The 25,147-nt window shown below is 58.2% G+C and carries 22 protein-coding genes; 12 read left to right on the top strand and 10 right to left on the bottom strand.

What is annotated here, in order from left to right; all coding sequences use genetic code 11:
• The first annotated feature begins 43 nt into the window (after positions 1 to 43).
• From E2K80_RS08700 to E2K80_RS08685, 4 genes are all read left to right on the top strand, one after another.
• Positions 44 to 1,024 (top strand): LacI family DNA-binding transcriptional regulator, encoded by a 981-nt coding sequence (locus E2K80_RS08700; protein WP_274379262.1) that lies wholly within the window; start codon positions 44 to 46, stop codon positions 1,022 to 1,024.
• A 220-nt stretch (positions 1,025 to 1,244) separates the two neighbouring features.
• Entirely contained in the window at positions 1,245 to 2,558 is a 1,314-nt protein-coding gene (locus E2K80_RS08695) for an NAD(P)/FAD-dependent oxidoreductase (protein ID WP_135374579.1), read from the top strand.
• A 185-nt stretch (positions 2,559 to 2,743) separates the two neighbouring features.
• A complete protein-coding gene (locus E2K80_RS08690) occupies positions 2,744 to 3,514 on the top strand; it encodes an IclR family transcriptional regulator (RefSeq protein ID WP_168193139.1) in 771 nt (256 codons plus the stop codon).
• 43 nt (positions 3,515 to 3,557) lie between these two features.
• The gene (locus E2K80_RS08685) at positions 3,558 to 5,825 is read left to right on the top strand and encodes a molybdopterin-dependent oxidoreductase (protein ID WP_135374575.1); all 2,268 of its coding nucleotides are present in this window, start codon (positions 3,558 to 3,560) and stop codon (positions 5,823 to 5,825) included.
• A gap of 332 nt (positions 5,826 to 6,157) precedes the next feature.
• Here E2K80_RS08685 and E2K80_RS08680 read toward each other — a convergent pair whose 3' ends face one another.
• The 7 genes from E2K80_RS08680 to E2K80_RS08650 form a co-directional block, all read right to left on the bottom strand.
• The gene (locus E2K80_RS08680; RefSeq protein ID WP_135374573.1) at positions 6,158 to 7,303 is read right to left on the bottom strand and encodes an iron-containing alcohol dehydrogenase; all 1,146 of its coding nucleotides are present in this window, start codon (positions 7,301 to 7,303) and stop codon (positions 6,158 to 6,160) included.
• A gap of 4 nt (positions 7,304 to 7,307) precedes the next feature.
• A complete protein-coding gene (locus E2K80_RS08675) occupies positions 7,308 to 8,681 on the bottom strand; it encodes an aldehyde dehydrogenase family protein (RefSeq protein WP_135374571.1) in 1,374 nt (457 codons plus the stop codon).
• Between the two features lie 4 nt (positions 8,682 to 8,685).
• On the bottom strand, positions 8,686 to 10,050 hold the full coding sequence (locus tag E2K80_RS08670; protein ID WP_135374569.1) for a glutamine synthetase family protein: 1,365 nt from the start codon (positions 10,048 to 10,050) through the stop codon (positions 8,686 to 8,688).
• Between the two features lie 63 nt (positions 10,051 to 10,113).
• Positions 10,114 to 11,148 (bottom strand): TRAP transporter substrate-binding protein, encoded by a 1,035-nt coding sequence (locus E2K80_RS08665; RefSeq protein ID WP_135374567.1) that lies wholly within the window; start codon positions 11,146 to 11,148, stop codon positions 10,114 to 10,116.
• Between the two features lie 45 nt (positions 11,149 to 11,193).
• Entirely contained in the window at positions 11,194 to 12,522 is a 1,329-nt protein-coding gene (locus tag E2K80_RS08660) for a TRAP transporter large permease (protein WP_135374565.1), read from the bottom strand.
• Positions 12,522 to 13,091, bottom strand: a complete 570-nt coding sequence (locus E2K80_RS08655) for a TRAP transporter small permease subunit (protein ID WP_135374563.1) — start codon at positions 13,089 to 13,091, stop codon at positions 12,522 to 12,524. The genes E2K80_RS08660 and E2K80_RS08655 overlap by 1 nt, the downstream gene beginning before the upstream one ends.
• A complete protein-coding gene (locus tag E2K80_RS08650) occupies positions 13,079 to 13,858 on the bottom strand; it encodes an N-formylglutamate amidohydrolase (protein ID WP_135374561.1) in 780 nt (259 codons plus the stop codon). Before E2K80_RS08650 ends, E2K80_RS08655 begins: the two co-directional genes overlap by 13 nt.
• Before the next feature lie 116 nt (positions 13,859 to 13,974).
• Here E2K80_RS08650 and E2K80_RS08645 point away from each other — a divergent pair, with 116 nt between their 5' ends.
• A complete protein-coding gene (locus tag E2K80_RS08645; RefSeq protein WP_135374559.1) occupies positions 13,975 to 14,847 on the top strand; it encodes a MurR/RpiR family transcriptional regulator in 873 nt (290 codons plus the stop codon).
• On the opposite strand, the gene E2K80_RS08640 is transcribed toward E2K80_RS08645, so the two are convergent.
• Positions 14,840 to 15,628 carry an alanine racemase gene (locus E2K80_RS08640; RefSeq protein ID WP_168193138.1) on the bottom strand — a complete coding sequence of 263 codons (789 nt, stop codon included), beginning with the start codon at positions 15,626 to 15,628 and terminating at the stop codon, positions 14,840 to 14,842. The genes E2K80_RS08645 and E2K80_RS08640 overlap by 8 nt on opposite strands.
• A 275-nt stretch (positions 15,629 to 15,903) precedes the next feature.
• Between E2K80_RS08640 and E2K80_RS08635 the strand changes: the two genes are divergently transcribed.
• The 4 genes from E2K80_RS08635 to E2K80_RS08620 all read left to right on the top strand — a co-directional run bounded on the left by E2K80_RS08635 (position 15,904) and on the right by E2K80_RS08620 (position 19,229).
• Positions 15,904 to 16,935 (top strand): amino acid ABC transporter substrate-binding protein, encoded by a 1,032-nt coding sequence (locus E2K80_RS08635; protein WP_135374555.1) that lies wholly within the window; start codon positions 15,904 to 15,906, stop codon positions 16,933 to 16,935.
• A gap of 75 nt (positions 16,936 to 17,010) precedes the next feature.
• A complete protein-coding gene (locus E2K80_RS08630; RefSeq protein ID WP_135374553.1) occupies positions 17,011 to 17,652 on the top strand; it encodes an ABC transporter permease subunit in 642 nt (213 codons plus the stop codon).
• Positions 17,616 to 18,146 (top strand): ABC transporter permease subunit, encoded by a 531-nt coding sequence (locus E2K80_RS08625; RefSeq protein ID WP_135374551.1) that lies wholly within the window; start codon positions 17,616 to 17,618, stop codon positions 18,144 to 18,146. Before E2K80_RS08630 ends, E2K80_RS08625 begins: the two co-directional genes overlap by 37 nt.
• Complete coding sequence (locus E2K80_RS08620; RefSeq protein ID WP_135374549.1) at positions 18,147 to 19,229, top strand: amino acid ABC transporter permease; 1,083 nt, start codon at positions 18,147 to 18,149, stop codon at positions 19,227 to 19,229.
• A 93-nt stretch (positions 19,230 to 19,322) separates the two neighbouring features.
• Here E2K80_RS08620 and E2K80_RS08615 read toward each other — a convergent pair whose 3' ends face one another.
• Positions 19,323 to 19,961: a VOC family protein gene (locus E2K80_RS08615; RefSeq protein ID WP_135374547.1), complete on the bottom strand. Its 639-nt coding sequence runs from the start codon at positions 19,959 to 19,961 to the stop codon at positions 19,323 to 19,325.
• A 184-nt stretch (positions 19,962 to 20,145) separates the two neighbouring features.
• Here E2K80_RS08615 and E2K80_RS08610 point away from each other — a divergent pair, with 184 nt between their 5' ends.
• Positions 20,146 to 22,452, top strand: coding sequence for a molybdopterin-dependent oxidoreductase (locus E2K80_RS08610; protein ID WP_135374545.1), 2,307 nt, complete (start codon positions 20,146 to 20,148; stop codon positions 22,450 to 22,452).
• A 16-nt stretch (positions 22,453 to 22,468) separates the two neighbouring features.
• Entirely contained in the window at positions 22,469 to 23,257 is a 789-nt protein-coding gene (locus E2K80_RS08605; protein ID WP_338014594.1) for an IclR family transcriptional regulator, read from the top strand.
• Between the two features lie 82 nt (positions 23,258 to 23,339).
• Here the strand turns inward: E2K80_RS08605 and E2K80_RS08600 are convergent, their stop codons facing one another.
• A complete protein-coding gene (locus E2K80_RS08600; protein ID WP_135374541.1) occupies positions 23,340 to 23,759 on the bottom strand; it encodes a rhodanese-like domain-containing protein in 420 nt (139 codons plus the stop codon).
• A gap of 112 nt (positions 23,760 to 23,871) precedes the next feature.
• On the opposite strand from E2K80_RS08600, the gene E2K80_RS08595 reads away from it, so the two are divergent.
• On the top strand, positions 23,872 to 25,146 hold the full coding sequence (locus E2K80_RS08595; RefSeq protein WP_135374539.1) for an NAD(P)/FAD-dependent oxidoreductase: 1,275 nt from the start codon (positions 23,872 to 23,874) through the stop codon (positions 25,144 to 25,146).
• Position 25,147 lies beyond the last annotated feature (1 nt).

Below are 25,147 nucleotides of genomic sequence, written 5' to 3'. Positions count from 1 at the left end.
CTGTGTGACTGGGGAGAATATCGAGTTGACGCGCAAACCCACCATGCGGGATATTGCTCGCCTTGCGGGTGTTTCGCAGACAACTGTATCTTTTGTGCTTAACGATAATCCCAATATCTCGGTCCAGGAAAGCACCCGTCAGGCCGTGTTCGACAGCGCAGCCGAGCTTGGCTATGAGCAGGCCAGGCGCAAGCGTCGCAAAAGTGCGATACGGACCATCGGATTTCTGATTGACGAGGTGGCCAGTTCCTCACTGGTCGCAGAGCTCTTCGAAGGTGCGACCGATTTTGCAAATCAATATGGCTGCCAGTTGCCGGTTGTCATCACCAGAGGTTCCCAGGCCGCCGAAGAGGCCGCCCTTGAGGCATGGCGCAACACCGATCTGGTCGGTGTCGTCTATAGCACGATCGTGACGCGCCCGGTGACGCCGGGTGACAAGTTCAGGGATATCAACACCGTACTGCTGAACTGCCACGCAAAAACCTCTGATTTCATCAGCGTCCTGCCGGGGGAAACTCTGGGTGGTCTCAGGGCGACAACCAGATTGGTAGAGGCCGAATGCCGGGACATCATTCATATCACGGGCGAATCCTGGCTGGAGGCGACCCAGAAACGGATCGACGGATTTTATACCGGCCTGGCCACGGCCAATATTCCGGCAGATGAAGGGCGCGTCTATTGTTCAACCTTCAGCATTCAGGGCGGATACGATAATCTGAATGCCATCCTGTCGGAACGCGACTGCCCGGATGGCATTTTCTGCGGCAATGACTGGATCGCCCAGGGCGTCTATCAGGCCCTTGTGGAACATGGGCATCGCCCGGGCCTGGATGTGAAGATCATTGGCTATGACAACCTGTTTTTCTCTGAATACATGGCGCCGCCCCTGACCACGATCAACCTGCCTTACCGGGACATGGCGCAACTGGCGATTGAGCTGCTTCTTGATGCGGAAAGCCAGTCTTCAACAGGCCCCCGGCAGGTGAAGCTGCCCTGCAATCTGGTCCCCAGAGAGTCGGCATAACGCGCTGTTGCGGTCGGTTAAGGTTTCCCTGACTTGTGAAGGCCCATAGGCATGCTCCGCTATCCCCCCTGTCGTCCTTCCAGGACGTTTTTTGTCACCGCCTGTTGATCGCGAAGGTTTTACCGGTCTGTCGCCGGGCTCTCATATCACTGTGGGGGAAAGCTTTATTCTTACATCCAAATCCCGGTTGTATTACGTATGTGGCAACCCGGGGAATGTCATGACACACTCAACAACCACCCGCCCCAAAGTTGTTATCATTGGTGCCGGTTTCGGTGGCATCTCTGCCGCTAAAACGCTGGCTCGCGAGCCTGTCGACATCAAGATCATCGACCGGCGCAACTACCACCTTTTCCAGCCGCTGCTCTATCAGGTGGCCACGGCGGATCTGTCGCCCGCAGACGTGGCCTGGCCGATCCGGGGCATCTTTTCGCGCCAGAACAATGTCAGCGTCGCGCTGACCGAAGTGGTCGATGTTGATCTGGCGGCCAGACAGGTGGTGGGTGAAACGGATCGCTATGAGTACGATTACCTGATTGTCGCCTCCGGCGCGCATCACTCTTATTTCGGGCGGGATGACTGGGAAAAACACGCCCCCGGTCTCAAACGGATCATCGACGCCACCGAGATCCGCAAACAGGTGCTTGTGGCGTTTGAGCGGGCCGAAATCTCGAATTCCGACGCAGAACAGCGGCGCCAGCTGACATTCGTGGTTGTGGGCGGCGGGCCGACCGGCGTTGAAATGGCGGGCGCCATCGCCGAATTGGCCAACCATGCGCTGGCCCGCGATTTCCACCGGATCAACTCCCGCGATGCCCGTATCGTCCTGATCGAGGCGGGTGATCGTCTGCTCAATGCCTTCCCAGAAAAACTGTCGAATAAAGCACAAAAATCCCTCGAAAAGCTGGGGGTCGAGGTCATGGTTGACACACGGGTCGAGGATATCACCGAAGAAGGGGTTCACCTGCAGGGCAGCTTTATCCCTGCGGCGTGCAAGATCTGGGGCGCAGGTGTGGTTGTCAAGAATGTGGGTCAATGGCTTGACGTCGAAACGGATCGCAGCGGTCGCATTCCGGTAACAAAAGACCTCTCCCTGCAAGGCCACCCCGAGGTTTTTGTGATCGGGGATGCCGCCCGGGTGCCTTGGAAAGACGGGCTTGACGTGCCCGGCATCGCGCCGGCCGCCAAACAGGGCGGCGCATATGTGGGCAAACGGATCAGCCAGATGCTCAAGGGCAGGGCCGCAACCGCCCCCTTCGCCTATAAACATGCCGGAACCCTTGCCACCATCGGGCGTCATTCTGCGGTCATAGATTTCGGCAAATTCCAGATGTCAGGCTTCCTCGCATGGTGGCTTTGGGGCATCGCACATATCTACTTTCTGATCGGTGTGCGTAAACCATTGATGGTCGCATTCAACTGGTTCTGGTCTTATCTCACCTTCTCCAAGGGCGCGCGGCTGATCACAGGGTTAAGACCGCTCTATGAAGACCGCGATACCGATCCAAAGCCCACCGCAAGCAAAGCGGGATAAACCGAAACGGCCCTGTTGAGGGGGGGATCAGACCTTGCTTGCCATCTTGATCGGCCCGGATGGCTGGCCTCTGCGCCAGGACGCGACTTTGCTGACCATCTCATGTCTCTCATCGGGTCAGGCTTACACTTTCTCCCGCACTTTGTTATCATAATATGAAAACTGTATCTTTGAAATTGAGAATCATGCATCTCGAACGGCTCATTCGCATCCTTGAAACTGTCGCCATGTCCGGCGGGGGCAGCACAGTCAATGATATCTGCGCGGCAACAGGGTTTCCCAAACCTTCGATCTATCGGCTGGTGCAGGATCTGGTCGCGGCGGGGCTTCTGGCCTCGCCCGAGAAAGGGGTCTTCTGCATCGGTCAGCGGGTCCACCGTATTTCGCGCATGGACAAAAGCGATGCCGAGATCAGCGTCATCGCTGAGCCGCTTTTGTCGGATCTGTCAGACCGGTTCGGGGCCGCCTGTTTCCTGTCACGCCTGCGGGGCGACGGTGTCGAGATCACGCAGGTCGAGGTGCCGTCTGACAAGGCCATTTCGTTTCTGCATCCCGGCCTTGGCCTTCGGCCCATGCATGCATGTTCCTGTGCCAAGGTTATTGCGGCTTATGCAGATGAAGAAACCCAAACCGATGTGATCGGCGGGCGTTTCCGGCAATATACCGATTACACCCAGACCGAGCCCGCCGCATTGAAACGCGAGTTCCACGCGATCCGCGTGCAGGGCTACGGGGAATGCATCCAGGAACTGGAGCTTGGCATCTGTTCTGTCGCGGCACCGGTGCATCTGGACGATCTGGGTGTGGGGCTGAGTGTGGGGGCGACGGGGTCGATCCGGGTTTTCACACCGGAGTTTCGCGCCAGGATCGGCCCTGCATTGATCGCCCTTGCGGAGCGCCTGGCCGAGTGTCTTGGACATCCGGCGCAGACGACTGAAAGATACGCTGCATCATAACATGTGCAGAATACGCCCGCAGCGCACTGGAATTGGACAGGTCATGAAATACACCTCGGCCCATTGGGGCAGCTACCGCATCACCGATACCGGGCTGGAACCGGTGGCCAGTGATCCCGAACCGGCAGTGGCGGGGCAGGGGTGGCTCAGCTCTGCAAGCAACCCCGCGACGCGGATTGCCCGCCCGGCCATTCGCGAAGGATGGCTTGCCTCGCGCGACACCAACAGAACCGGCGATGCGGGTTTTGTCGAGCTTCCCTGGGATGAGGCGCTTGATATCGTTGCCGGGGAACTGAACCGCGTCCGGAATCTGCATGGCAACAGCGCGATCTATGCAGGCTCCTACGGTTGGGCAAGCGCCGGGCGGTTTCACCATGCGCAATCGCAATTAAAGCGGTTCCTGAACTGTATCGGCGGCTGCGCGTGGTCGCGTAACACGTATTCACATGCCGGGGCCGAGGTTCTGTGGCCGCATATCACCGGCGTTACGAACCGGGATTTCACCCATGATCAGACAAGCTGGGACCAGATCGCGGATCATTGCAGGCTTTTGGTGGCGTTCGGGGGGATTTCACCGCGCACCGCGCAAATCTCTTCTGGCGGAACATCGAGCCATGGGGTGCGGGCCTGGCTTGATCAGATGCGGTCCGGCCAGTGCCGGATGATCAATATCTCCCCCATGGCAAGCGATCTGGAAGGGGCAGAGTGGCTGTCGATCCGGCCCGGCACGGACCGGGCGCTGATCCTGGCGCTAAGCCATGTCATCCTGTCGCGCGGGCTGGAGGATCGGGATTTCCTGGCCCGCTGCACGGTTGGCGCGGATCGCTGCCACGCCAGCGTGACGGGAAAGCTGGATGGCATTGTGAAAACACCCGCCTGGGCGGCCCGGATCTGTGGCATTCCTGCGCCCGAGATTGAGGCGCTGGCGCTTGCAATGGCCGAAAACCCGACGATGATCTCGATGGCCTGGAGCCTGCAACGGCAGGACCGCGGGGAAGAGACAATCTGGGCCGCGTTCAACCTTGCCTGCCTGCTGGGCCAGATCGGCCAGCCGGGATGCGGCTATGGGTTCGGATACGGGTCGATGAACACCTCGGGACGTCCGGTGGATCGGTGGGCATGGCCGTCTTTACCGCAGGGGCACAACCCGGTGCAGGATTTCATTCCGGTGGCGCGCATCACCGAGATGCTTGAAAATCCCGGCGGGACGTTCCGTTACAACGGGGCCACATACCGGTTTCCTGACACAAGACTGATCTGGTGGGCCGGGGGCAACCCGTTTCACCATCACCAGGATCTCAATCGCCTGGCCCGCGCCTGGCAGCGGCCCGATACGGTGATCGTCAATGAACATAGCTGGACCGCCACCGCCCGGCGCGCCGATATCGTTCTGCCCTGCACTTCGCCTCTGGAACGCGAGGATATGATGATGATGCGCAAGGACCCGGCGCTGGTCTTCATGTCACCCGCCCGCCTGCCATTTGGTGAGGCGCGGAACGATTATGACATTTTCGCAGATTTGGCAGACCGCATGGGCGTGGCCGAGACCCATGGCGAGGGACGGTCATTGCAGGACTGGCTCAGATGGCTATGGGACAAGGCGCAGGCGGGAGCCAGGGAGCGGGGCATTGCGCTGCCTGATTACGAGACATTCCGGGATACCGGCTGGTTCAACCTGCCCGATGCCGCCAAAAGCACGACGGTGTTTGCGGATTTTGTGAAGGCGCCCGGTGAACATGCCCTGGCGACCCCTTCGGGCAGGTTCGAGATGGCCAGCGATGTGATCGGGGCCATGGGGGGTGACACGGCCGAAACCCCGGGCTGGACGGAGCCGGTGGAAGGGCTGGGCGGGGCCGAAGCCGATGAGCTGCATCTGATTTCGGCGCAGCCGCTGACCCGGCTTCATGCACAAAACGACAGCGGGGCCGAGACGCGGGCCCATAAGGTAAAGGACCGGGAGGTCTGCCGTCTGCATCCCGACACCGCAACGCGCTACGGGCTGGCAGAGGGTGATGTGGCCGAGCTTTTCAACGCGCGCGGTGCCTGCCTGACCGCTGTGGCGATCACAGCCGATATCCGCCCGGATTGCGTTGAACTGCCAACCGGAGCCTGGATGGATACGGTCGAAATGGATGGCCGTCTGATCGAGGTTCACGGCAATCCCAATGTCCTGACGCTGGACAAGGGGTCGTCAGAATTGAGCCAGGGAAATTCGGCCCATACAACGCTGGTGCGGTTGCGAAAATGGCAGGGCAATCTGCCACCCGTTCAGGTCTTTGACGGGCCGCGGTTCGTGATGCGGCCCGCCTGACCCGAAACCAGACCGCCAACGGCGCCAGCCTTGGGGGAACCTACAGCATGCTGCCTTACACCTGAGACATCGCGCATCACAAATACCCTGGGAACGCGAAGCGTGGCAGGGTATTTGTGAGTCAAGTTTAAGGCAGGGTGCTTTAACGCATATCAAAGGGATACCTGCGGAGAAAAGGCCATGCCAATGCCCGTTGCCGTCAAACCGGACACAGACGTTCATAGCTGTGTGAAAGCCCTTGCCGAGACACGGGACAGGCCCCTGCATTGGATGATGTGCGAGGCTTCGGCTGCGGTCTGAAAGATGACCAGAACTGTCGATACCGTGTCTTTTCAGACCATGGAAAGCAGAAGCTTTCGTGTGTTTTCCGGCGTCATCTCAACGGGATTTCCACCAACGCTTGGATCCTTCATCGCACCCTCGACGATCTTGTCAATATCCGGGGTCTCAACCCCCATCTCGCCGAGTGTCCTGGGGATGCTCATCGAGGCATTGAGTGCATCGACATAAGCGCAGAACCCTGTAAAGCCGCCGGCGATGCCCAGATAGGCCGCGGCCTGATCAAAGCGGGTTTCAATGGCGGGTTTGTTGAATTGCAGAACGCCTGGCATGCACAGCGCGTTCGTGGTGCCGTGGTGGGTATGGTATATCGCACCAATCGGGTGCGACAGAGCATGGATCGCGCCCAGGCCCTTTTGGAAAGCCGTGGCCCCCATGGCGGCGGCGGCCATCATCTGGCTGCGCGCCTCAATATCGGTGCCGTCGGCATAGGCCCTTGGCAGGTAGTCTTTCACCAGACGCATGCCTTCCAGTGCGATGCCTTGGGACATCGGGTGAAAATGCGGGCTGCTATAGGCCTCAACGCAATGGGCGAAGGCATCCAGCCCGGTGCCCGCAGTGATGAACGGAGGCATGCCAACGGTCAGTTCCGGGTCACAGATCACGACGGCTGGCAGCATTTTGGGATGAAAGATGATCTTCTTTTCGTGGGTTTCAGAGTTCGTGATGATGCTTGCGCGTCCAACCTCTGATCCGGTTCCTGCGGTTGTGGGCACGGCCACGATGGGTGCGATCTTGTCGGCATCGGCCCGCGTCCACCAATCACCCACATCTTCAAAATCCCACAAGGGTCGCGTTTGGCCCGCCATGAAGGCGATCACCTTGGCAATGTCGATCCCCGAGCCTCCGCCAAACGCGATCACCCCGTCATAGCCGCCGTCGCGGTAGTCTTTGATACCGGCAGCGGCGTTCATATCGGTGGGGTTTTGATCGACATCCGCGAACAGGCCACGGCCCATCCCCGCAGCCTCCAGATGATCAAGCGTGCGCGCCGTGATCTCCATCGTGGCGAGGCCGCGATCGGTGACAAGCAAAGGTTTGGATATACCGGCAACGGTGCAAGCATCCGCAATCTCAGTGATACGTCCCGCGCCGAACCGAACCGATGTGGGGTAGGACCAGTTTGCGGTGATGCACATGGTGTCAGGCTTTCTTAAGGTGATATGATTTTGGCCGCGTAAGATTGTGATAGCCGATGACGGATAACCCGCCGCCGCGTCCGGTATCTTTGCAGCCGGTCCAGCACAGGCCCGGATCAAGATAATCGGCGCGGTTCATGAACACCGTGCCCGTTTCGATCCGGTCGGCGATGGCTTCGGCCCGCTTGGCATCTTGGGTCCAAAGCGATGCGGTCAGGCCAAAGTCGCTGTCGTTCATAAGGGAAATCGCTTCGGCATCATCGCTCACGGACATGATGCCCACAACCGGGCCAAAGCTTTCCTCGCGCATTACCCGCATGTCGTGGGTCACATTCGTCAGAAGTTGCGGCATCAGATAAGCGCCGCCATCTTCCTGGAAGCGGGCCGGGTCGATATGGGCGATGGCCCCCGCCGCGATGGCGTCAGCGGTTTGGCTGCGCACAACGTCTGCAAAGCGTATATGGGCCATGGGGCCAAGGGTGGTGTCGGGGTCCAGCGGGTTGCCCAGTTTATAGCCGTTCACGATGGCAACGGCCTTTTCGACGAAGGTCTCAAACAGGGAGGCATGGACGTAAATCCGCTCAATCCCGCAGCAGCATTGGCCGGAGTTGAACATTGCGCCGTCGATCAGCGTCTCAACCGCCGCGTCGAGATTTGCATCCTCCATGACATAGCCCGGATCTTTGCCCCCAAGCTCCAGCCCGATGCCCGTGAACGTGCCCGATGCCGCCGCCTCCATCGCGCGGCCACCGCTGACCGAGCCGGTGAAGTTCACAAAGCCAAAGCTGCGCGCCGCGATTAGATCTGATGTTGTCTGGTGGTCGAGGAAAACATTCTGGAACACGTCCTCCGGGATGCCAACGGAATGGAACGCCCTGGCCATACGCTCCCCCACCAGTGGGGTTTGCGAGGCGTGTTTGAGCATCACCGCATTGCCTGCGATCAAGGCCGGCGCGACGGTGTTGATCGCGGTCATATAGGGGTAGTTCCATGGGGCCACGACCAGCACAAGACCGTGGGGGACGCGTTTGATTACGCGGCGGAAGGCATCGCTGTCTTCCACCTCGATGGGGGCCAGCGCCTGTTCCGCAATCCCGGCCATATAGGTTGCGCGTTCATTGAAACCGCCAAATTCCCCGCCATACCGCACCGGCCGCCCCATCTGCCAGGCGATCTCGGGCACGATGTCGTCATTCATTGCACCCACGGCGACAACGCCCGCCTGTACAAGCGCGATACGGTCTGACAGGGCGCGCGCGGCCCATTCAGATTGCGCATGTCTGGCGCGCGCGACGGCGGCATCGGCCTGCGTGCGCGACAGCGTCTCGCGGGTCGCATAAACCGACCCGTCAATGGGCGAGATGCATTGGATCGCCATAGGTCTAAGCCCTTTCGAAACCGCGTGCGATTTCCCAATCGGTGACAACCCGGTCAAACTCTTCCTGTTCCCAGGTCGCCGCACGGGTGTAGTGATCCACCACGTCATCGCCCAGGGCGTCGCGCAGGAATTGCGAGGCGCGCAGGGTGTCTGTGGCCGCGCGCAAAGTCTGTGGAATCTCCACGGCGTTTGCGTCCTCATAGACATCGCCCGTGGTCGCCGGGGCCAGCTCCAGCTGATCCTCGATGCCCTGAATGCCCGCCGCGAGCATCACGGCCTGCGCCAGATAGGGGTTCAGGTCGGACCCGCCGATACGGCATTCAACCCGCACAGCTTTGGTGCCTTCACCACACAGGCGGAAGCCCGCAGTGCGATTGTCGACGGACCAGACGGTCTTGGTCGGCGCAAACGTACCTTTTGCGAAACGTTTGTAGCTGTTGACGTTGGGGGCCAGAAAATATGTGTAATCGGGGGCGAACCTGATCAGGCCCGCCATGTACTGCTTCATCAGGGTCGACATGCCATGTTTGGCAGAGGCGTCAAAGAACGCGGCTTCGCCGTCTTTCCACAGGGATTGATGCACATGGGAAGACGATCCCACACGGTCCTTGTGCCATTTCGGCAGGAACGTCGCAGCCCGGCCATTTTGCCAGGCGATTTCTTTGATCGCATGTTTCGCGATGGAATGGTGATCGGCGCAATCAAGCGCGGGGGAATAGCGAATGTTCAGTTCTTCCTGACCCGCTTCCGCCTCACCTTTGGAATTCTCAACGGGGAGCCCCGCCGCAAATAGGTGGTTGCGGATCGGCCGCATCACGGTTTCTTCCTTGGTGGTCTGGAGGATATGATAATCCTCGTTATAGCCGCTGATCGGCTCTAGATCACGGAACCCGCCCTTGCGGATATCGTCAAAGCTTTTCTCGAACAAAAAGAACTCAAGCTCGGTGGCCATTTTGGCCTCAAACCCCAAGGCCTCAAGGCGGGCGATCTGACGTTTCAAGATTGCGCGGGGCGAATGGGGGACGGGCTGATGGGTATGGTGATCAAGGACATCGCACAGCACCAGTGCGGTGCATTCCAGCCACGGGACAGGGCGAATGGTCAACAGATCGGGCTTCATGACATAATCGCCATATCCCGTCTGCCACGAGGTCGAGGCATAGCCATCGGGCGTTGCCATCTCCAGGTCTGTGGCCAGAAGGTAATTGCAGCAATGGGTTTCCTGAAACGAGGTCTCCACAAAATTCACACCGTGGAATCGCTTGCCCATCAACCGGCCCTGCATATCCACAAAACACGCAAGGACCGTGTCGATTGATCCGTCGGCGACGCAGGTCTTCAGCTTCTCAAAGGTCCAGTTTCCGGGCATGTTGTCTTTCTTTCTGCGGATGTGGAGGCCGCCATGGCAGCCCCCACAGGTGATGCGTTCGCCTTAACCGTAGCGGTAGGGGCGCCCCGCACGAACCATATCGGCATTGTACTGCCGGAAGATATCAACCACGCGACGTTTGGTTTCGCTTTCGGCGGCGATTTCTTCCCAGAATTCCTGCGCTGCCGCTTCGACGGTCGCCCATTCCTCATCCGGGATCGTGGTCAGTTCCAACTTGTCGCCATTGACGCGCAGGTTGGCTTCACCCCCCCAATACCACCACTGACGGTAGTAATGTGATTGGTCACAGCACACACGGAACAGCGTTTGCAGGTCTTCCGGCAACTCGTTCCAACGGTCCATATTGGCAAAGAACGATCCCGCCCATGCGCCCGAGATGTTGTTGGTCAGGAAGTAGTTGGTCACGTCGGCCCAACCCACGGTGTAATCCTCGGTGATGCCGGACCACGCGATGCCATCCAATTCGCCCGTCTGCATGGCAACTTCGATGTCTTCCCAGGGCAGGTTCACCGGAACCACCCCGAACCGCGTCAGGAAGCGGCCAGCGGTGGGGAAGGTGAAGATGCGCTTGCCTTCCATATCCGCAAGGCTGCGGATCGGGTCACGGGTGGCGAAATGGCAGGGATCCCATGCGCCGGCCGAGATGTGTTTCACACCAACTGCCGAATACTGCTCGTCCCAGATCTCGTTCAGCCCATACTGGTTGAACAGCACCGGTACGTCGAGGGAGTAGCGCGAGCCGAAGGGGAAATAGCCGCCAAACACGGTGACCTCGGTGGGGGATGCCATCGAGTCGTCGTCAGATTGCACCGCGTCAATTGTGCCGCGCTGCATGGCCTGGAACAACTCTCCGGTAGGGACCAGCTGGTCTGCGTAAAACAGTTCAATCTGCATGCGGTCGCCCGCGATCTGGTTGAACATCGCGATGGCCGGGTCGATCACCTCGGCGGCCAATGCGGCGCCTGCATAGGTCTGCATCCGCCATCTGATCGTGCTTTGCGCCAATGCCGGTGTGGCCAGCGCTGCGGCAGCGGGCGCCATGGCAGCCGCTTTGATAAACTTGCGTCTTGACGTCATTTCTTTTCTCCTTGGTTGGGGACGACCACCTGGACGGCAGTTCATTTATGGTTGGTTATACACGTAGTCAGGAAGCCAGGTGGCGATTCCGGGGAAGATCATGACGAGGGTCAAAGCCACCAACATGATCATCACAAACGGTGTGATCGAGGCATAGATATCGCGCACTGAGATTTCGGGCGGGGCCATCGCCCGCATCAGGAACAGGTTGTAGCCAAAGGGCGGCGTCATATAGGCGATCTGAGTCGTGATCGTGTAAAGGATGCCGTACCAGACCAGGTCAAACCCCAACGCGCCCACCAGCGGCACATAAAGCGGGGCAACAATGACCAGCATCGCCGTGTCATCCAGAAACGTGCCCATAAGGATAAAGCTCAACTGCATAAGGACCAGGATCATCCAGGGGCTAAGGTTCAGGCGTTCGGTGAAGACGCCCTCAATCGCGTTCACCGCCCCCAATCCGTCAAACACCGCCCCAAAGGCCAGGGCCGCGAGGATGATCCACATGAACATACAGGTGATACCCAAAGTGTTGCGGACCGAGTTTTCAAACACCTCGCGGGTCATCCGGCCCTTCAAGATCGCCGCCACAAAGGCCGAGATCGCGCCGATGGCCGAGCTTTCCACAAGAGACGTCCAGCCGTTCACAAACGGCACCATCATCATGGCGAAAATGACCACCGGCAGCAGCCCGGCGCGCAGAAGCCGCAACTTTTCAGCCAGCGGAATGTCACGCTCGCCGGCGTCCAGCACCGGACCCAATGCAGGGTTCAGGCGGCACCGCACGACAATATAGATTACAAACAACGTCGCCATCATCAGGCCAGGAACAACACCGGCCAGCCAAAGCTGACCCACAGGTTGCCGCGCAATCATCGCGTAGAGGACCAGAACCACCGATGGCGGCACAAGGATGCCAAGGCTTGACCCGGCCTGAATGACCCCGGTCACCATGCGCTTGTCATAGCCGCGTTTCAGCAGTTCCGGCAAAGCGATGGTTGATCCGATCGCCATGCCCGCCACGCTCAACCCGTTCATGGCCGAGATCAGCACCATCAGCCCAATCGTGCCGACGGCCAATCCACCGCGTAACCCGCCCATCCAGACATGGAACATTTTATACAAGTCATCGGCGATTTTGCTTTCCGACAGAACGTAGCCCATGAAAATAAACATCGGCAGCGTCAGAAGCGGATACCACCCCATCAGCCCCATCGAGGCCGAGAAGGCGATGTCAAAACCACCTCTGTCGCCCCACAAGAACAGCGCCGCGATGACGGCGACAAACCCAATCGCGCCAAACACCCGCTGCCCCGTCAGCAACATCAGCATCATCGACGAGAACATCAGCGTGGCAATCAGTTCATACGACATCAGGTCAGGTCGCCTTTGATCCGCAGAACGTCTTTGAAAAGTTCTGAAATACATTGAAGGAGCATCAAAAACATGCCCGTCACCATCATAGTCTTGATCGGCCAAAGGTAAGGCCGCCACGATGACGAGGATCGTTCCATGCGCCCGATCTCCTCGGCGCCGGTCACAAGGCCCGCAAAGAAGGAAAACGGCTGTTGTCCCCAATAGCCCAGGGAATAGGCTGTCGAGGCTACCGCGCCGTATAGCAGCACACAGAGATAGAAGATCAGAAACAGGATGGTGAACAGATCGAACCACGCCTTTTTGCGCAGCGACCATTCCCCGTAAAGCAGATCCATGCGGACGTTTGATCCAAGCTGGATCGAATATGGCCCGCCAAGGATATAGTATGTCACCATTACGAACTGCGCCATCTCAAGTGTCCACAGCGTCGGCAAGAAAAACGTTTTGCTGAACGAGGACCACAGCAATATCGCCATCAAAACAAAGATGCCGTACATCATCACACGCCCCACACGGTAATTGACCGCATCCACGGCGCGGATGTATCCCTTCATCAGGCCCGACATCGTAAATCCCCCGGCACCGGCATCTGCGAGACGGCCTCCACAAGCCATTTCGATAGCATGGCGGCCACCGCCTTTTGCTGCCGGGCCGTGGAAATCAGATCATTTCGGATCTCAAGCATAACGTTCAGATACCCCGCGCTTATGGCATGTTCTTTCAGGGTGTGGGTGACGCCATCTTCCGGCCCATAGGGTTGGTTACGTTCCACTTTACAGGCGGTATGCGCGGGCGCGATGTTCAACATCGCATCTGCAAGGCGCGTATCGCTGTCGTGCAGAATGCCGATCTCTACGACCCGCGGTTTGCCATAATAGACTGGCGTAAAGCTATGAACCGTCACGATAATAGGGTCCGAGACCCGTTGGATGGCGCGGCGCACCGCGTCACGAAACGGGTGACAATACGCGTCGATGCGTGCCTGCCGCGATGACGGGCTGAGGTTGCGATTGCCGGGAACGTCAATGACTTCACTGCGCGCGGGCATCGCGTCCGCCGAGCTGGGAGGGCGGTTGCAGTCATAAACCAGACGCGACACCCGCGCCGCGACCAGGCCGGCGTTCAGATGATGTGCCATATGTTGCGCCACCGCCAACGCGCCAGGGTCCCAAGCCGCATGGCTTTTGCGGTCAGCCTGTGACAGGCCAAGGCCGTCAAAGACGGCCGGTATGTGGTAGGATGCATGTTCACACACCAGCACCACAGATGACGCTCCGGTCGCCTTGCCTGCCTGGTCATGATCTTTGGGTAGATGAATGTTGGCTTGCGACACGGCCCCTCCGGTACGATAACCGTCTTGCAGCCCCTGATTTTTGTCAACGGGTTTCGATAAAAATTTACCATGTCGTATCGGGCTGATATTTTTTGATCAAAGAACGGGCAATGCCGATGACCGAAGGCACTTTTACCATCTCGGATCGCATCCAGACACAGCTGGATGATTTGACGCGGGCAGAACGCCAGTTGGCGCATTCCATTCTGGAAAACTATCCCGCGTCAGGTCTGGGGCCGCTCAGCGCGCTGGCCAAAGACGCCAAAGTGTCCGTGCCGACGGTTGCCCGTATGGTCCATAAACTCGGGTTCAGCGGCTATCCCGAATTCCAGACAGAACTGCGCGAAGAACTGAAAGCCAAGGCAAAAAACCCGATCGCCAAGCACGATACATGGGCTGAACGCGCCCCGTCTGAGCATCTTCTGAACCGGCTAACCGCTGCCGTGATGGACAATATCCGGCACACATTGGGCCAGATCGACCCCAAAGACTTTGATGCGGCATGCGAAATATGCGCCGACACGGATCATCATCTCTACATCGTTGGCGGTCGTATAACGCATACTTTGGCCGAATATCTGTTCCTGCACATGCAGGTGATCCGGCCGCAGATCACCCATATTCAATCCACCTCCAACGCATGGCCGCATTACTTATTGGATGTGTCTGCGGGGGATGTGTTCATCATTTTCGACATGCGACGCTATGAGAACAACACGTTAAAATTGGCGGAGATGGCACATAAAAAGGGTGCAAAGCTCATCCTCTTCACGGACCAATGGCGCTCTCCCGTTCATCATCTGGCGGACCTCAGCTTCAGCAGCCGGATCGTTGTGCCGTCTGCATGGGATTCCGCAGTCATGCCGCTTCTCCTGCTGGAGACGATGATTTCGACGGTTCAAAACCTGACCTGGGGCGATACGAAGGATCGCATGGAAACGCTTGAGGCGATGTTCGATCAGACAAAGCTCTTCCGGAAATTCACCTAGATGTTTGATCCCGGGTGTTGATGGCGCCTTGTTTTCCGATGCATGGAGGAAGCACTATGGGGCAGGTTTTGCGCGGCAATCGGCTGCCGAGACGGGCAAGAAGTTCATATTCGGTTATCCCATGCTCAAAGGCGCAGGTCTCCAGGTCGTGTTGGTGATTGATCAACGAAACGATCTGGCCTTCTCGACAGGCGCGGTCCGGCACATCGCTCAGGTCGACGAACAAAGTGTCCGATCCGCCGCTTCCAATGACCGGGGCTGTGTGAGTATCAAGAAAAACGGAGATTTTCTGACCGGGTCGCGGTGAAAAGAGAACGCCGTCCATCGCACCGAACGATACGATCCCGACCAGCATATCTTGTTCTGCTGTAAAAGACCGGTCATACCCGAACCGGGTTCCGGCCTTGAGGTGGCGGCGCTGTATGATCCTGCTTTCGAGGGTTACAACAGGCAGCATCGGGTTCGCCGATCCCCGCATCGGGTTGATGCCAAACAGGGCACTGCCCGGTCGGACGACATCGAAATGGAACTCTGCACCCAGGAATATCCCGGAAGAGGCGGCGACGCTTTTGCGAAACCCCGAAAGCTGAGCCGTCATTTTCAAAAACCTGTCGCGGTCTGCCACATTCCTTTGAGACAACCGGTCATTGCCCGAGGGCAGATGTGCAAGCATCAGGTCCGGCACCATTTCTGCGCACCATTGCGGATCCGAGATGAGGTGGTCCAGTTCTTCCATACCGAACCCGAGCCGATGCAAACCGAGATCGAGTTGCACCGCCATCTGCCCGAACCAGTTTGGGTTGCGACAACGCCCTGGACGCCGTCGCGAGCGAGACATTCGCCTTCGATATTTCTGAACGGTCGGGGGCTGTCAGCGGGTCACGATGTGGTCCGGCGGCCCTGTTTCAGGTGTGTCTGCCGCCTTATCGGGCAAATGCCAGGCATTGCTGCGGGCAAAATGCCGAACATGCAAAAAATGTTGACTCGATCCATAATTCCTTACATTCTAAATATCAGTACAAATGTGCTGATATATAGCACAACAGGGAGACTGAAATGAAGACTATTATCGCAGCTGCTGCAATTGCGGCGACCAGCGTTATTGCCCCTCAGATGGCGGCAGCGCAAAGCGCTACAGTTCAGCAGATTATGGACCGTGGCACGTTGCTATGCTCGGGCCATAACGGCAGCTATTTCGGGTTTGTCGAAGTGAACGATCAGAACGAATGGAAAGGCCTTGATATCGACCTTTGCCGCGCTTTGACGACGGCTATTCTTGGTGACCCGGACGCAAACCAGATTGTACCGCTAAGCTGGGCGCAGCGTTTTCCTGCTTTGCAGTCGGGCGACGTAGACGTGATTATCAAGGCAACCGGTTGGACGATGGGCCGCGACACAGAGCTTGGGCTTCAGTTCAGCCTGCCATACTTCTTTGGCGGTACGCAGTTTATGGCCCATGGCGATCTGGGTATTACCGATGCGACCGGTCTTGAGGGCGGCACGATCTGCGTCGAGGCGGGCACGACAATCGAACGTCTGGCTGCCAATTACATGACAACGATTGGCGTTGAGCACACCATGGTGTCTTATGAAAGCCAGGCGGAGCTGCGCGCGGCATACCTTGCCAACCGCTGTGACGCGTTCGCGGGGTGGGGGCCGAACCTTGCGGTTCTGCGTGCCACTGAACTGGATAACCCCGATGCCCACATCATCCTGAGCGATCAACTGTCGAGCGAGCCGATTTCTGCGGCCATGCGACAGGGCGATGAGGGTTTTGTTGATGTGGTGAACTGGATGCTGGCCGCTTTGTTGATCGCCGAAGAAGAAGGCATCACATCTGCCAATGTCGAAGAGATGGCGGCGAACCCTGCCAACCCGCGGGTTGCACGTCTGCTGGGGGTTGAACCCGGCATGGGCGAGCGTTTGGGTATGCGCGACACATGGGCGCGCGAAATGATTGCTGCGGTAGGTAACTTTGCGGAAATCTATGACCGCAACCTCGGCACAGACAGCCCCTATAACCTTGATCGTGGCTTGAACAGCCTGTGGAGCGAAGGTGGCGTCTTGTACGCGCCGATCCTCGATTAAGACTGCACGAAAGAAAGCTGGACCGCCCCTGTCGTGGGGCGGTCCACTGTGTTTTGACATCCGAGGGGCGGTATCATGGCGACAGCCGAGGAATTGCGTAGATCTGCAAGGCGCCGCAGTCTCACCATACAATCAGCCATTGTGATTTTGATCGTTGTCGCCGTTTGGGGCGCTGTGTCGAACGCACAGTACAACCTGACGCGGTTGAACATGACGAGCGGGTTTTCATTTTTGGAGCGGGACACGGGGTGGGATTATTCGTTCTCCCTGATCGAGCGCTCAATCAGTGACCGGTATTACTACACCCTGTTTATAGGCCTGCTGAACACGCTTTTCGTGGGTTTCATTTGCATCATGACCACCACGTTTTTCGGATTTATCATCGGCACGATGCGCGATGCCCGCCATCCTGCACTTAACTTTGCGGCCAATGTCTATGTCCAGATTTTCCGCAACATCCCGCTGATCCTCCAGGCGGTCTTTCTCTATGCGCTTCTGATTCATATGGGCGGACCTCGGCAAGCCTTGAACATTGGCGACATCGCCTTCCTTTCGGGACGGGGTCTTATGCTGCCGGGCTTGAATGTCAGCCCGGGTGTGGCTGTTGGTTTGCTCTTGGCTTGCGTGGGGATTGCGATTGGATTGATCATCGCGAAGGTGCCCCTTTGGCGGGGGGCGCCATGTGGTTCGGTGGGACAATCGTGCTGTCAGTGCTGACTGCGATGGTTGTACGCCCCGAGGGGGAGGGGCTGTTATCCATTCCCGCGCTGGCAGGTCTGCGGTTTCAGGGGGGCATTTCCGTTCCCATTGAATTGCTGGCATTGATTGTGTCGATCACACTCTATGGCAGTGCCTATATCGCCGAGATCGTGCGCGGTGGTCTTGCCCAGGTGCCACGCGGACTGGTCGAGGCGGGGCAGGCGCTTGGCCTGACGCCTATGTCCATCTGGTCGCGCATCAAGGTGCCGATGGCGCTGCGCAGCATCATTCCCCCGCTTGGCAATCAATGGATTTTCATGATGAAGGCCACGACGATCGGCATCGCCATCGGATTTAGTGATCTGTTTTACATCACCGTCAATTCGATCAGCCAGTCGGGCCAGACGCTTGAGCTTATCCTTATTCTGATGCTGACATTTCTGGGCATTAATTATGCCATCGCGGTCTTCACCAACTGGCTGAATGCGCGATTGCAGTTGAGGGAGCACTAGATGACCGTCACAGACATCGCCCCGCCCGGACGGTTTTCTGAGATCCGCAAGCGGTTCGTCAAGACGGGCTTCGGCTCCCCCCTAGCGATTGTCATCTCCGTCCTCGTGTTCACTTTGCTGGCCTATATCGTCTACCAGTTTTTGGATTGGGCCGTATTTCGCGCCGTGTGGTCGAAAGAGGATGTGGAACTGTGTGGGGATCACAGCGGGGCCTGCTGGTCGGTGATTGATGCGCGGCACCGGTTGATCCTGTTCGGAACATATCCTTTTGAAGAACACTGGCGGTCAACCTTGGCTGCGATCGCGATTGTGGTCACGGTGCTTGTTTCTTGCCTGCCGGCGATGTGGCGCGCGGCGCGCCTTTCCCTGCTGTGGATCGCGGGGTTCGCGGCATATTATCTGTTGATGGAAGGCAGTCTGCTGGGCCTTGCACAGGTCACAACCGACGGCTGGGGGGGCTTGTCGCTGACCCTGTTCCTGTTTGCATCCGTGGTCTTGTTGGGCATGCCGATGGGGCTTGGTCTTGCGCTGATGCGTCGCTCTGCAATGCCGGTGGTGCGGTGGTTCGCTTTGGCGATCATTGATACGGTGCGCTCGCTCCCGCTGGTCACCACCTTGTTCACCGCTGCGGTCGTCGTCCCCCTGTTCCTGCCCGGCTGGCTGGAAGGGGACAAGATCTGGCGTGTGATTCTTGCTTTCGCGCTGTTCTTTGCCGCCTATCAGGCGGAGGTGTTTCGTGGTGGGTTTCAGGCCATTCCAAAAGGGCAGTTTGAGGCCGGCCGCGCCCTTGGCATCAGCTATTGGAGCATTCTGGGCCGCATTGTGTTGCCGCAGGTGTTCCGCCATGCGCTGCCCAGCACGATCAACATGGTCGTGGTGACGTTTAAGGAAACCGCGATTGTGACAATCATCGGGTTCTTTGACATTCTCGCGTCGGGCAAGACCGCCTTTGGCACCGCCGAATGGGCCCCTTATTATATCGAGGTGTTTCTATTCGTCGCCGCGATCTACTGGGTGTTCATTTTTTCGCTTGGCCAATATGGCGAATATTTGAAAGGCCGGATGGCAATCTCGGAACATTAAAGCGGTTTGCGTTTTAGATGAGACAGCCCCATCGGAAACCGCGTTCGAGCGGCTTGCGGTTTGCGCGGTATGGCCCGCGCAAGCCGTCTGTGTTCAGTCGAGGGTAACAGCCCCGTTGGGTGTGCTCACGGTAAAGGACAAGGCGGCATCGCCCGCCTGCACCTCGGCCAGATGATCGACGCGCAGCGCTTTCAGGATCGCCGAAAGCGTGACGGGGGTGGGATAGGTCAGGTGAACCTTGTCCAGAGTGACAGCAAGATCCTGTTGACCTGTGCTTGGGTGGGGCCCGGGTGACCATTCGATGAAGGCGGGCAGCAGGCCTCCCATCGGCAGATGTCCGTCCTTTGGCACCGTTAACCGCCATGACCGGTCCCCACGGGTGAACAGGACGACGTCGCCCAGATCGACAGGGCTGGCCGCGATGACAGCGTCCAGATCATCCGTGCCCACCACCCAGCACAATGCGCGCGGACGCTCTGCCAGCCGTGCCTTGGTGGTTGGATCATCCAGTGTAAACCACCGCACGCGGCCCGGATCGGCAGGGGCGTCCGGGTCAATCGCGATCAGTTCGAAGAAGCTCTCGTTGCCAGACTGCATCACGCAGTTATGCGTGCTCATCGCTTCGTGTTTGCCGCCGCGTGGAACAGTCACACCCAGCTTGGCCTCCATGGCTGCGACTCCCTGGTCCAGCGTGTCTGCACCAATGGCAAAATGGTCTATCTTGTTGTGCATGGTTTACTCCGCTGCGGTGTTGAGATGGGGAAGGGCGGCGGCAAGCTTCGCAAACAGCCCCGTCGCCCCCAGTTCGAATGGCATGTCATATTCACAAGTATTATGTTCTTTGACGTTGCCAGCCACAGCGGAGAGTGTCAATATTCGGCATAAGTGTTTTGTATAATAGCACATTGGTGGCCAGATGAATGAAGACGTGAAAAAGCTGACGGCAAGCCATTGGGGCGTTGGCCTCGCAACAATTCGGGATAACCGCATCCTGGCGGTAACCGGCCACGCGCGCGATCCTGCAACAGCCGGGATCAATAAGAACATCCCCGGCAGCATCCACGGCAAGGCGCGCGTTCTGCGCCCCGCTATCCGCAAAAGCTGGCTTGAGGGGGTGCCGAAGGCTGTGCCTCGGGGGCGCGATGGCTTTGTCGAGGTGAGCTGGGATCATGCGCTGGACCTGATTGCGCAAGAGATGACGCGTGTGCGCCGGGATCACGGGAACAGCTCGATCTTTGCGGGCTCTTACGGGTGGTCAAGCGCGGGGCGATTTCACCATGCGCAAAGCCAGCTCAAGCGCTTTTTGAATACGCAGGGCGGGTTTGTCCGTTCCGAGGGGAATTACAGCTATAACGCAGCGCTTGGCCTGATGCCTCATATTGCAGGACCATTTCGCCAGCATGTGGCCCAGGCAACCCGCTGGACTGTTATCGCAGAACACACGGATCTGGTTGTGATGTTCGGCGGCATGGCGCTGCGGAATACGCAAGTGAGCGACGGTGGTGTCAGCAAACACCGGATGCCCGGAAATCTGGAGAATTGCGCCAAGGCAGGCGTTGAGTTCGTGAATATCAGCCCATTGCGCAGCGATGCCGAAGACGTGCTGAAGGCCGAATGGATGCCCGTACAGCCCGGCACCGACACCGCCTTGATGATGGGGCTGGCGCATACGCTATTGGTTGAAGGCCTGACAGACACGGCTTTTCTGGACAGGTACACAGTCGGGTTCGACATGCTCAAATCCTATCTGCTGGGCGCAGCGGACAACCAGCCAAAGGACGCGGATTGGGCGGCTGATCTGTCAGGTCTTGATCCGGCTGCTATCCGCGCACTTGCACGTCGCATGGCCGCTGGCCGCACGATGATCAACGTGAGTGCCGGGGTGCAGCGCACCGATTTCGGCGAACAGCCGATGTGGATGGGCATTTCGCTTGCAGCGATGCTGGGTCAGATTGGCCTGCCCGGTGGCGGGTATACTGTCGGCTATGGCGTCAACGGCAATATTGGCAATATCGAGCGCCCGTTTCGCTGGGCTGCGCTGTCGCAGGGGCGCAACCCCGTGGACGATTTCATTCCTGTGGCGATGATCAGCGAGATGCTGCTGAACCCGAAGGGCCGTTACCAGTATCAGGGCCGGAAACGGAGCTTTCCCGACGCGCGGCTGGTCTGGTGGGCGGGCGGAAACCCGTTTCACCACCATCAGGATCTGAACCGGTTGCACAAGGCATTCCAGACGCCAGAGACGGTCATCGTGAACGAAATGAACTGGACGGCGACGGCCCGTCACGCGGATATCGTTCTGCCCATTGCTGCCGCACAGGAACGAACAGATTTTGGCGCCGGGAAATCAGACAATGCGCTGGTGCCGATGCCGCAACTTGTGACCCCGCCGGGGGAGGCGCGGGTCGAGTATGATATCTATGCGGATCTGGCAGCGCGTCTCGGGCGTGCAGATGACTTTACCGAAGGCAAAACCAGCGACGCATGGCTGCGCGAGATCTGGGATGTCACCCGCGCACGCGGGCAAGAGAACGGCATCTCTTTGCCGGATTGGGACAGTTTCATTGCAGGCGACGTGATCGATTTACCGGACCCCAGCCCGAACCAGGTGTTTCTCGCTGATTTCCGCGCGGACCCTGTGGCGCAGGCCCTGCCCACGCCAAGCGGGCGGATCGAGATTTTCTCGGAAACGATTGCCGGATTTGCACTGCCCGACTGCCCGGGACATCCCAGTTGGTTCCCGCCACGCGATCGCGCGCAGGACCCTGATGGGGCGTTCCCGTTTGCCATGCTGTCGGGCCAGCCCAAGACAAGGCTGCACAGTCAGCTCGACAATGGTGCCTATAGCCTCAGCCACAAGATTGCAGGGCGCGAACCTGTCTTGATCCATCCAGAAGACGCAGAGGCTTGTGGAATTGGGCAAGGCGATGTTGTGGAACTTTTCAATGCGCGGGGGCGGTGCCTTGCCGGCGCAAAGATCACGGATGAGATCATGCAAGGCTGCGTTTTTCTTTGGACAGGTGCCTGGTTCGATCCGGACTTTGACGCCCCCCAGGCGCGTGACCGCCACGGAAACCCGAATGTTCTGACCCATGATATGCGGACATCATCGCTTACACAGTCCCCGGCAGCGCATTCGACAATGGTTCAGATGCGTCGGTTTGAGGGCACAGTCCCTGCGATCCAAGCTCATGACCCGCCACCTTTCGAACCCGGGACTTAACTGGTAGTCCAAACAGATGGATGCGCAGGATCAAGTGACGGCTATGCCAACAAAACAACCAAAGGTTGATTCCACCCTGTCAAAAGGGTTGCTCATTCTTGAAAATCTTGCCCGCGCGCAATCGGGCAAAGGCGTGACCGAGCTGTCAAAAGAGCTGGGGCTGACAAAGTCGAATACATTTCGCCTTCTTCAAACCCTGACAACGCTTGGATATGTGCAGCACATGCCGGACAAGTCCTATTCGGCAACGCTGAAGACCTGGCGCGTCGGGCGTGCTTCTGTCGAGAACCTGAACCTGCGCGAGATTGCAGCACCTGAATTGTCCTATCTGTCGCGCGAAACGGGAGAGGCGGTGTATCTTGGGGTCCGCGAAAACCTCAACGTGGTGTATATTGACAAGCTGGACAGCCAGAAACCGATCCGGTCATGGAATACAATTGGCGATACCGCGCCTTTGCATTGTGTCGGGACGGGCAAGGCGATGCTGGCAGCCGAATTCGCAAAACTGCGCGACCAGATCAGTGTTGCGCTGACCCATCACACGGATAAGACACTGACGGATATGGCCGCCCTCGAAGCCGATATCGCGCTGACGCTGACCCGCGGCTATGCGTATGACACAGGGGAGTTTCGGGAGCGCATCCTAAGCTTCGGCGCCGCGATTACGTTGCCGGGCGGTGAAGTCGTCGGGGCCCTGGGGATATCGCTTCCGGATATCAATTTACCCGCAGGCGGCGTTGAACAGTTTGGCGGCTTGGTGGCACATGCCGCAGATAGTGTCTCTGCAAAGCTGGGCCGCATTTAAAGCCTTTCGAGTTTTCATTGAGACATGATCATCGCTTTTCGCGTTCGACCGAAGGGAGAGGCCGCGAACAAGTGATTCAATGTTAACTTGAAAGGCTATAGGGCTTCTTTTCTGGAAACGCTATGGGGCCACCCTGTTTCTCCCATGTGGAGAAGCCTTCTTTCAGATGGGCGGCTTTGAAACCCATATCCTGCAACGTGGCCGTTGTGATGGCAGAGCGCCAGCCGGAGGCGCAGTGGAAAACGAATTTCTTGTCTTCTTGCGCAAAGATATCTTTGAAATAGGGGCTGTCAGGATCGACCCAAAACTCGATCATTCCGCGTGGTGCATGAAAGCTGCCTGGAATGAAACCACTGCGCTGGCGTTCGCGTATGTCGCGGATATCAACGACAACGACATCGGGGTCTTCCAGCATTGCAATCAGATCCGTGGTTTCGATTTCTTCGATACGGGCGCGGGCGTCTGCAACCATTTGTGCGGATGACATTTTGAGTTTGGTCATGAGCAAGCCTTTGTATTGATATATGGAACAGTTATTTCGAATATTGACACAAACGGAGTCGTGGTGCAACCTTTCCCAAGAGGATCAACGGTTCGAATTCGGGAATCAACACATGACGCAGCAACACGCCATTTCGCTTTGGGATGTCTCTGCCAAAGAGCAGGATTACCATGCGCCGATGGAGGCCGATAGCACCGTTGATGTGGCGATTGTCGGCGGGGGTTTTACTGGCCTTTCGACGGCACTGCACTGTGCTGAAAAGGGGCTTTCCGCGCATGTTCTTGAGGCTGAACAAATCGGCTTTGGCGGGTCGGGCCGCAATTGTGGGCTGGTGAATGCCGCGCTTTGGCTTCCGCCGCAGAAAGTGCGTGAAAAGCTGGGGCAAACCTATGGGCCGCGTTTCATCCGGAAATTCGGAAGCGGGCCGGAATATGTGTTCTCGCTTATCGAAAAGCACCAGATCCAATGCGAAGTTACACGTAGCGGAACGATCCACGCGGCACACGGCCCCAGTGGCTTTGCCGATCTGAAGGAGCGGCATAAGGAATGGCAACGCCTTGGCGAACCGGTTGACCTTTTGAGCCGTGCAGAAGTTTCGGATATGATCGGGACCACCCATTTCCACGGCGGGCTTCTGGATCAGCGCTGTGGGACGATCAACCCGATGGGGTATTGCCGCGGCCTTGCACGGGCGGCCCTTGCTGCCGGAGCCAAGATCAGCACCGGTGCGCGGGTGACAAAGCTGCGGCGTGATGGCAATCTTTGGAAAGTTGAAACCGCACGAGGGGTGGTGACGGCCAAAGCGGTCGTACTTGGGACCAATGCCTATACAGATACGTTGTGGCCGGACCTGAACCGCGTTTTCACAATGATCCACTATTTCCAGCTGGCGACCAAACCGATGGGGTCGGGGGCGGATCATATCCTGCCCGGCAAACAAGGGTTATGGGATACCGGCCAGATCATGTTCAACATTCGCCGCGATGCCGCCAACAGGCTGCTGGTCGGATCAATGGGCAAGGTTGTCGGCAGCAAGGATCGCGGCCTTTCGCACCGTTGGGCAAAGAAACAGATTGCCCGCATTTTCCCCACGCTTGGTCCGGTTGAATTTGAAGAGGCCTGGCACGGCCAGATCGCCATGACCCCCGATCATTTGCCGCGGATCTACGAGCTTGCGACGAACCTCTTTACGCCCATCGGATATAACGGGCGCGGCATCACAACGGGAACGATGTTCGGTGAAACCATGGCCGGGCTTTTGACAGGGATGGATCGCGCGGATCTGCCGCTTCCAATGACAGAGCTCAGCACCGCGACTTCGGCGCCGATCATGTCGCGGATTTACCAGTCCGCATTTACAGCCAATCAAATTCTAAAGGCGATCTGAC

Source organism: Rhodophyticola sp. CCM32 (assembly GCF_004751985.1).
Classification (GTDB): Bacteria; Pseudomonadota; Alphaproteobacteria; order Rhodobacterales; family Rhodobacteraceae; genus Rhodophyticola.
This window is presented reverse-complemented; position numbering and strand designations above follow the sequence as displayed.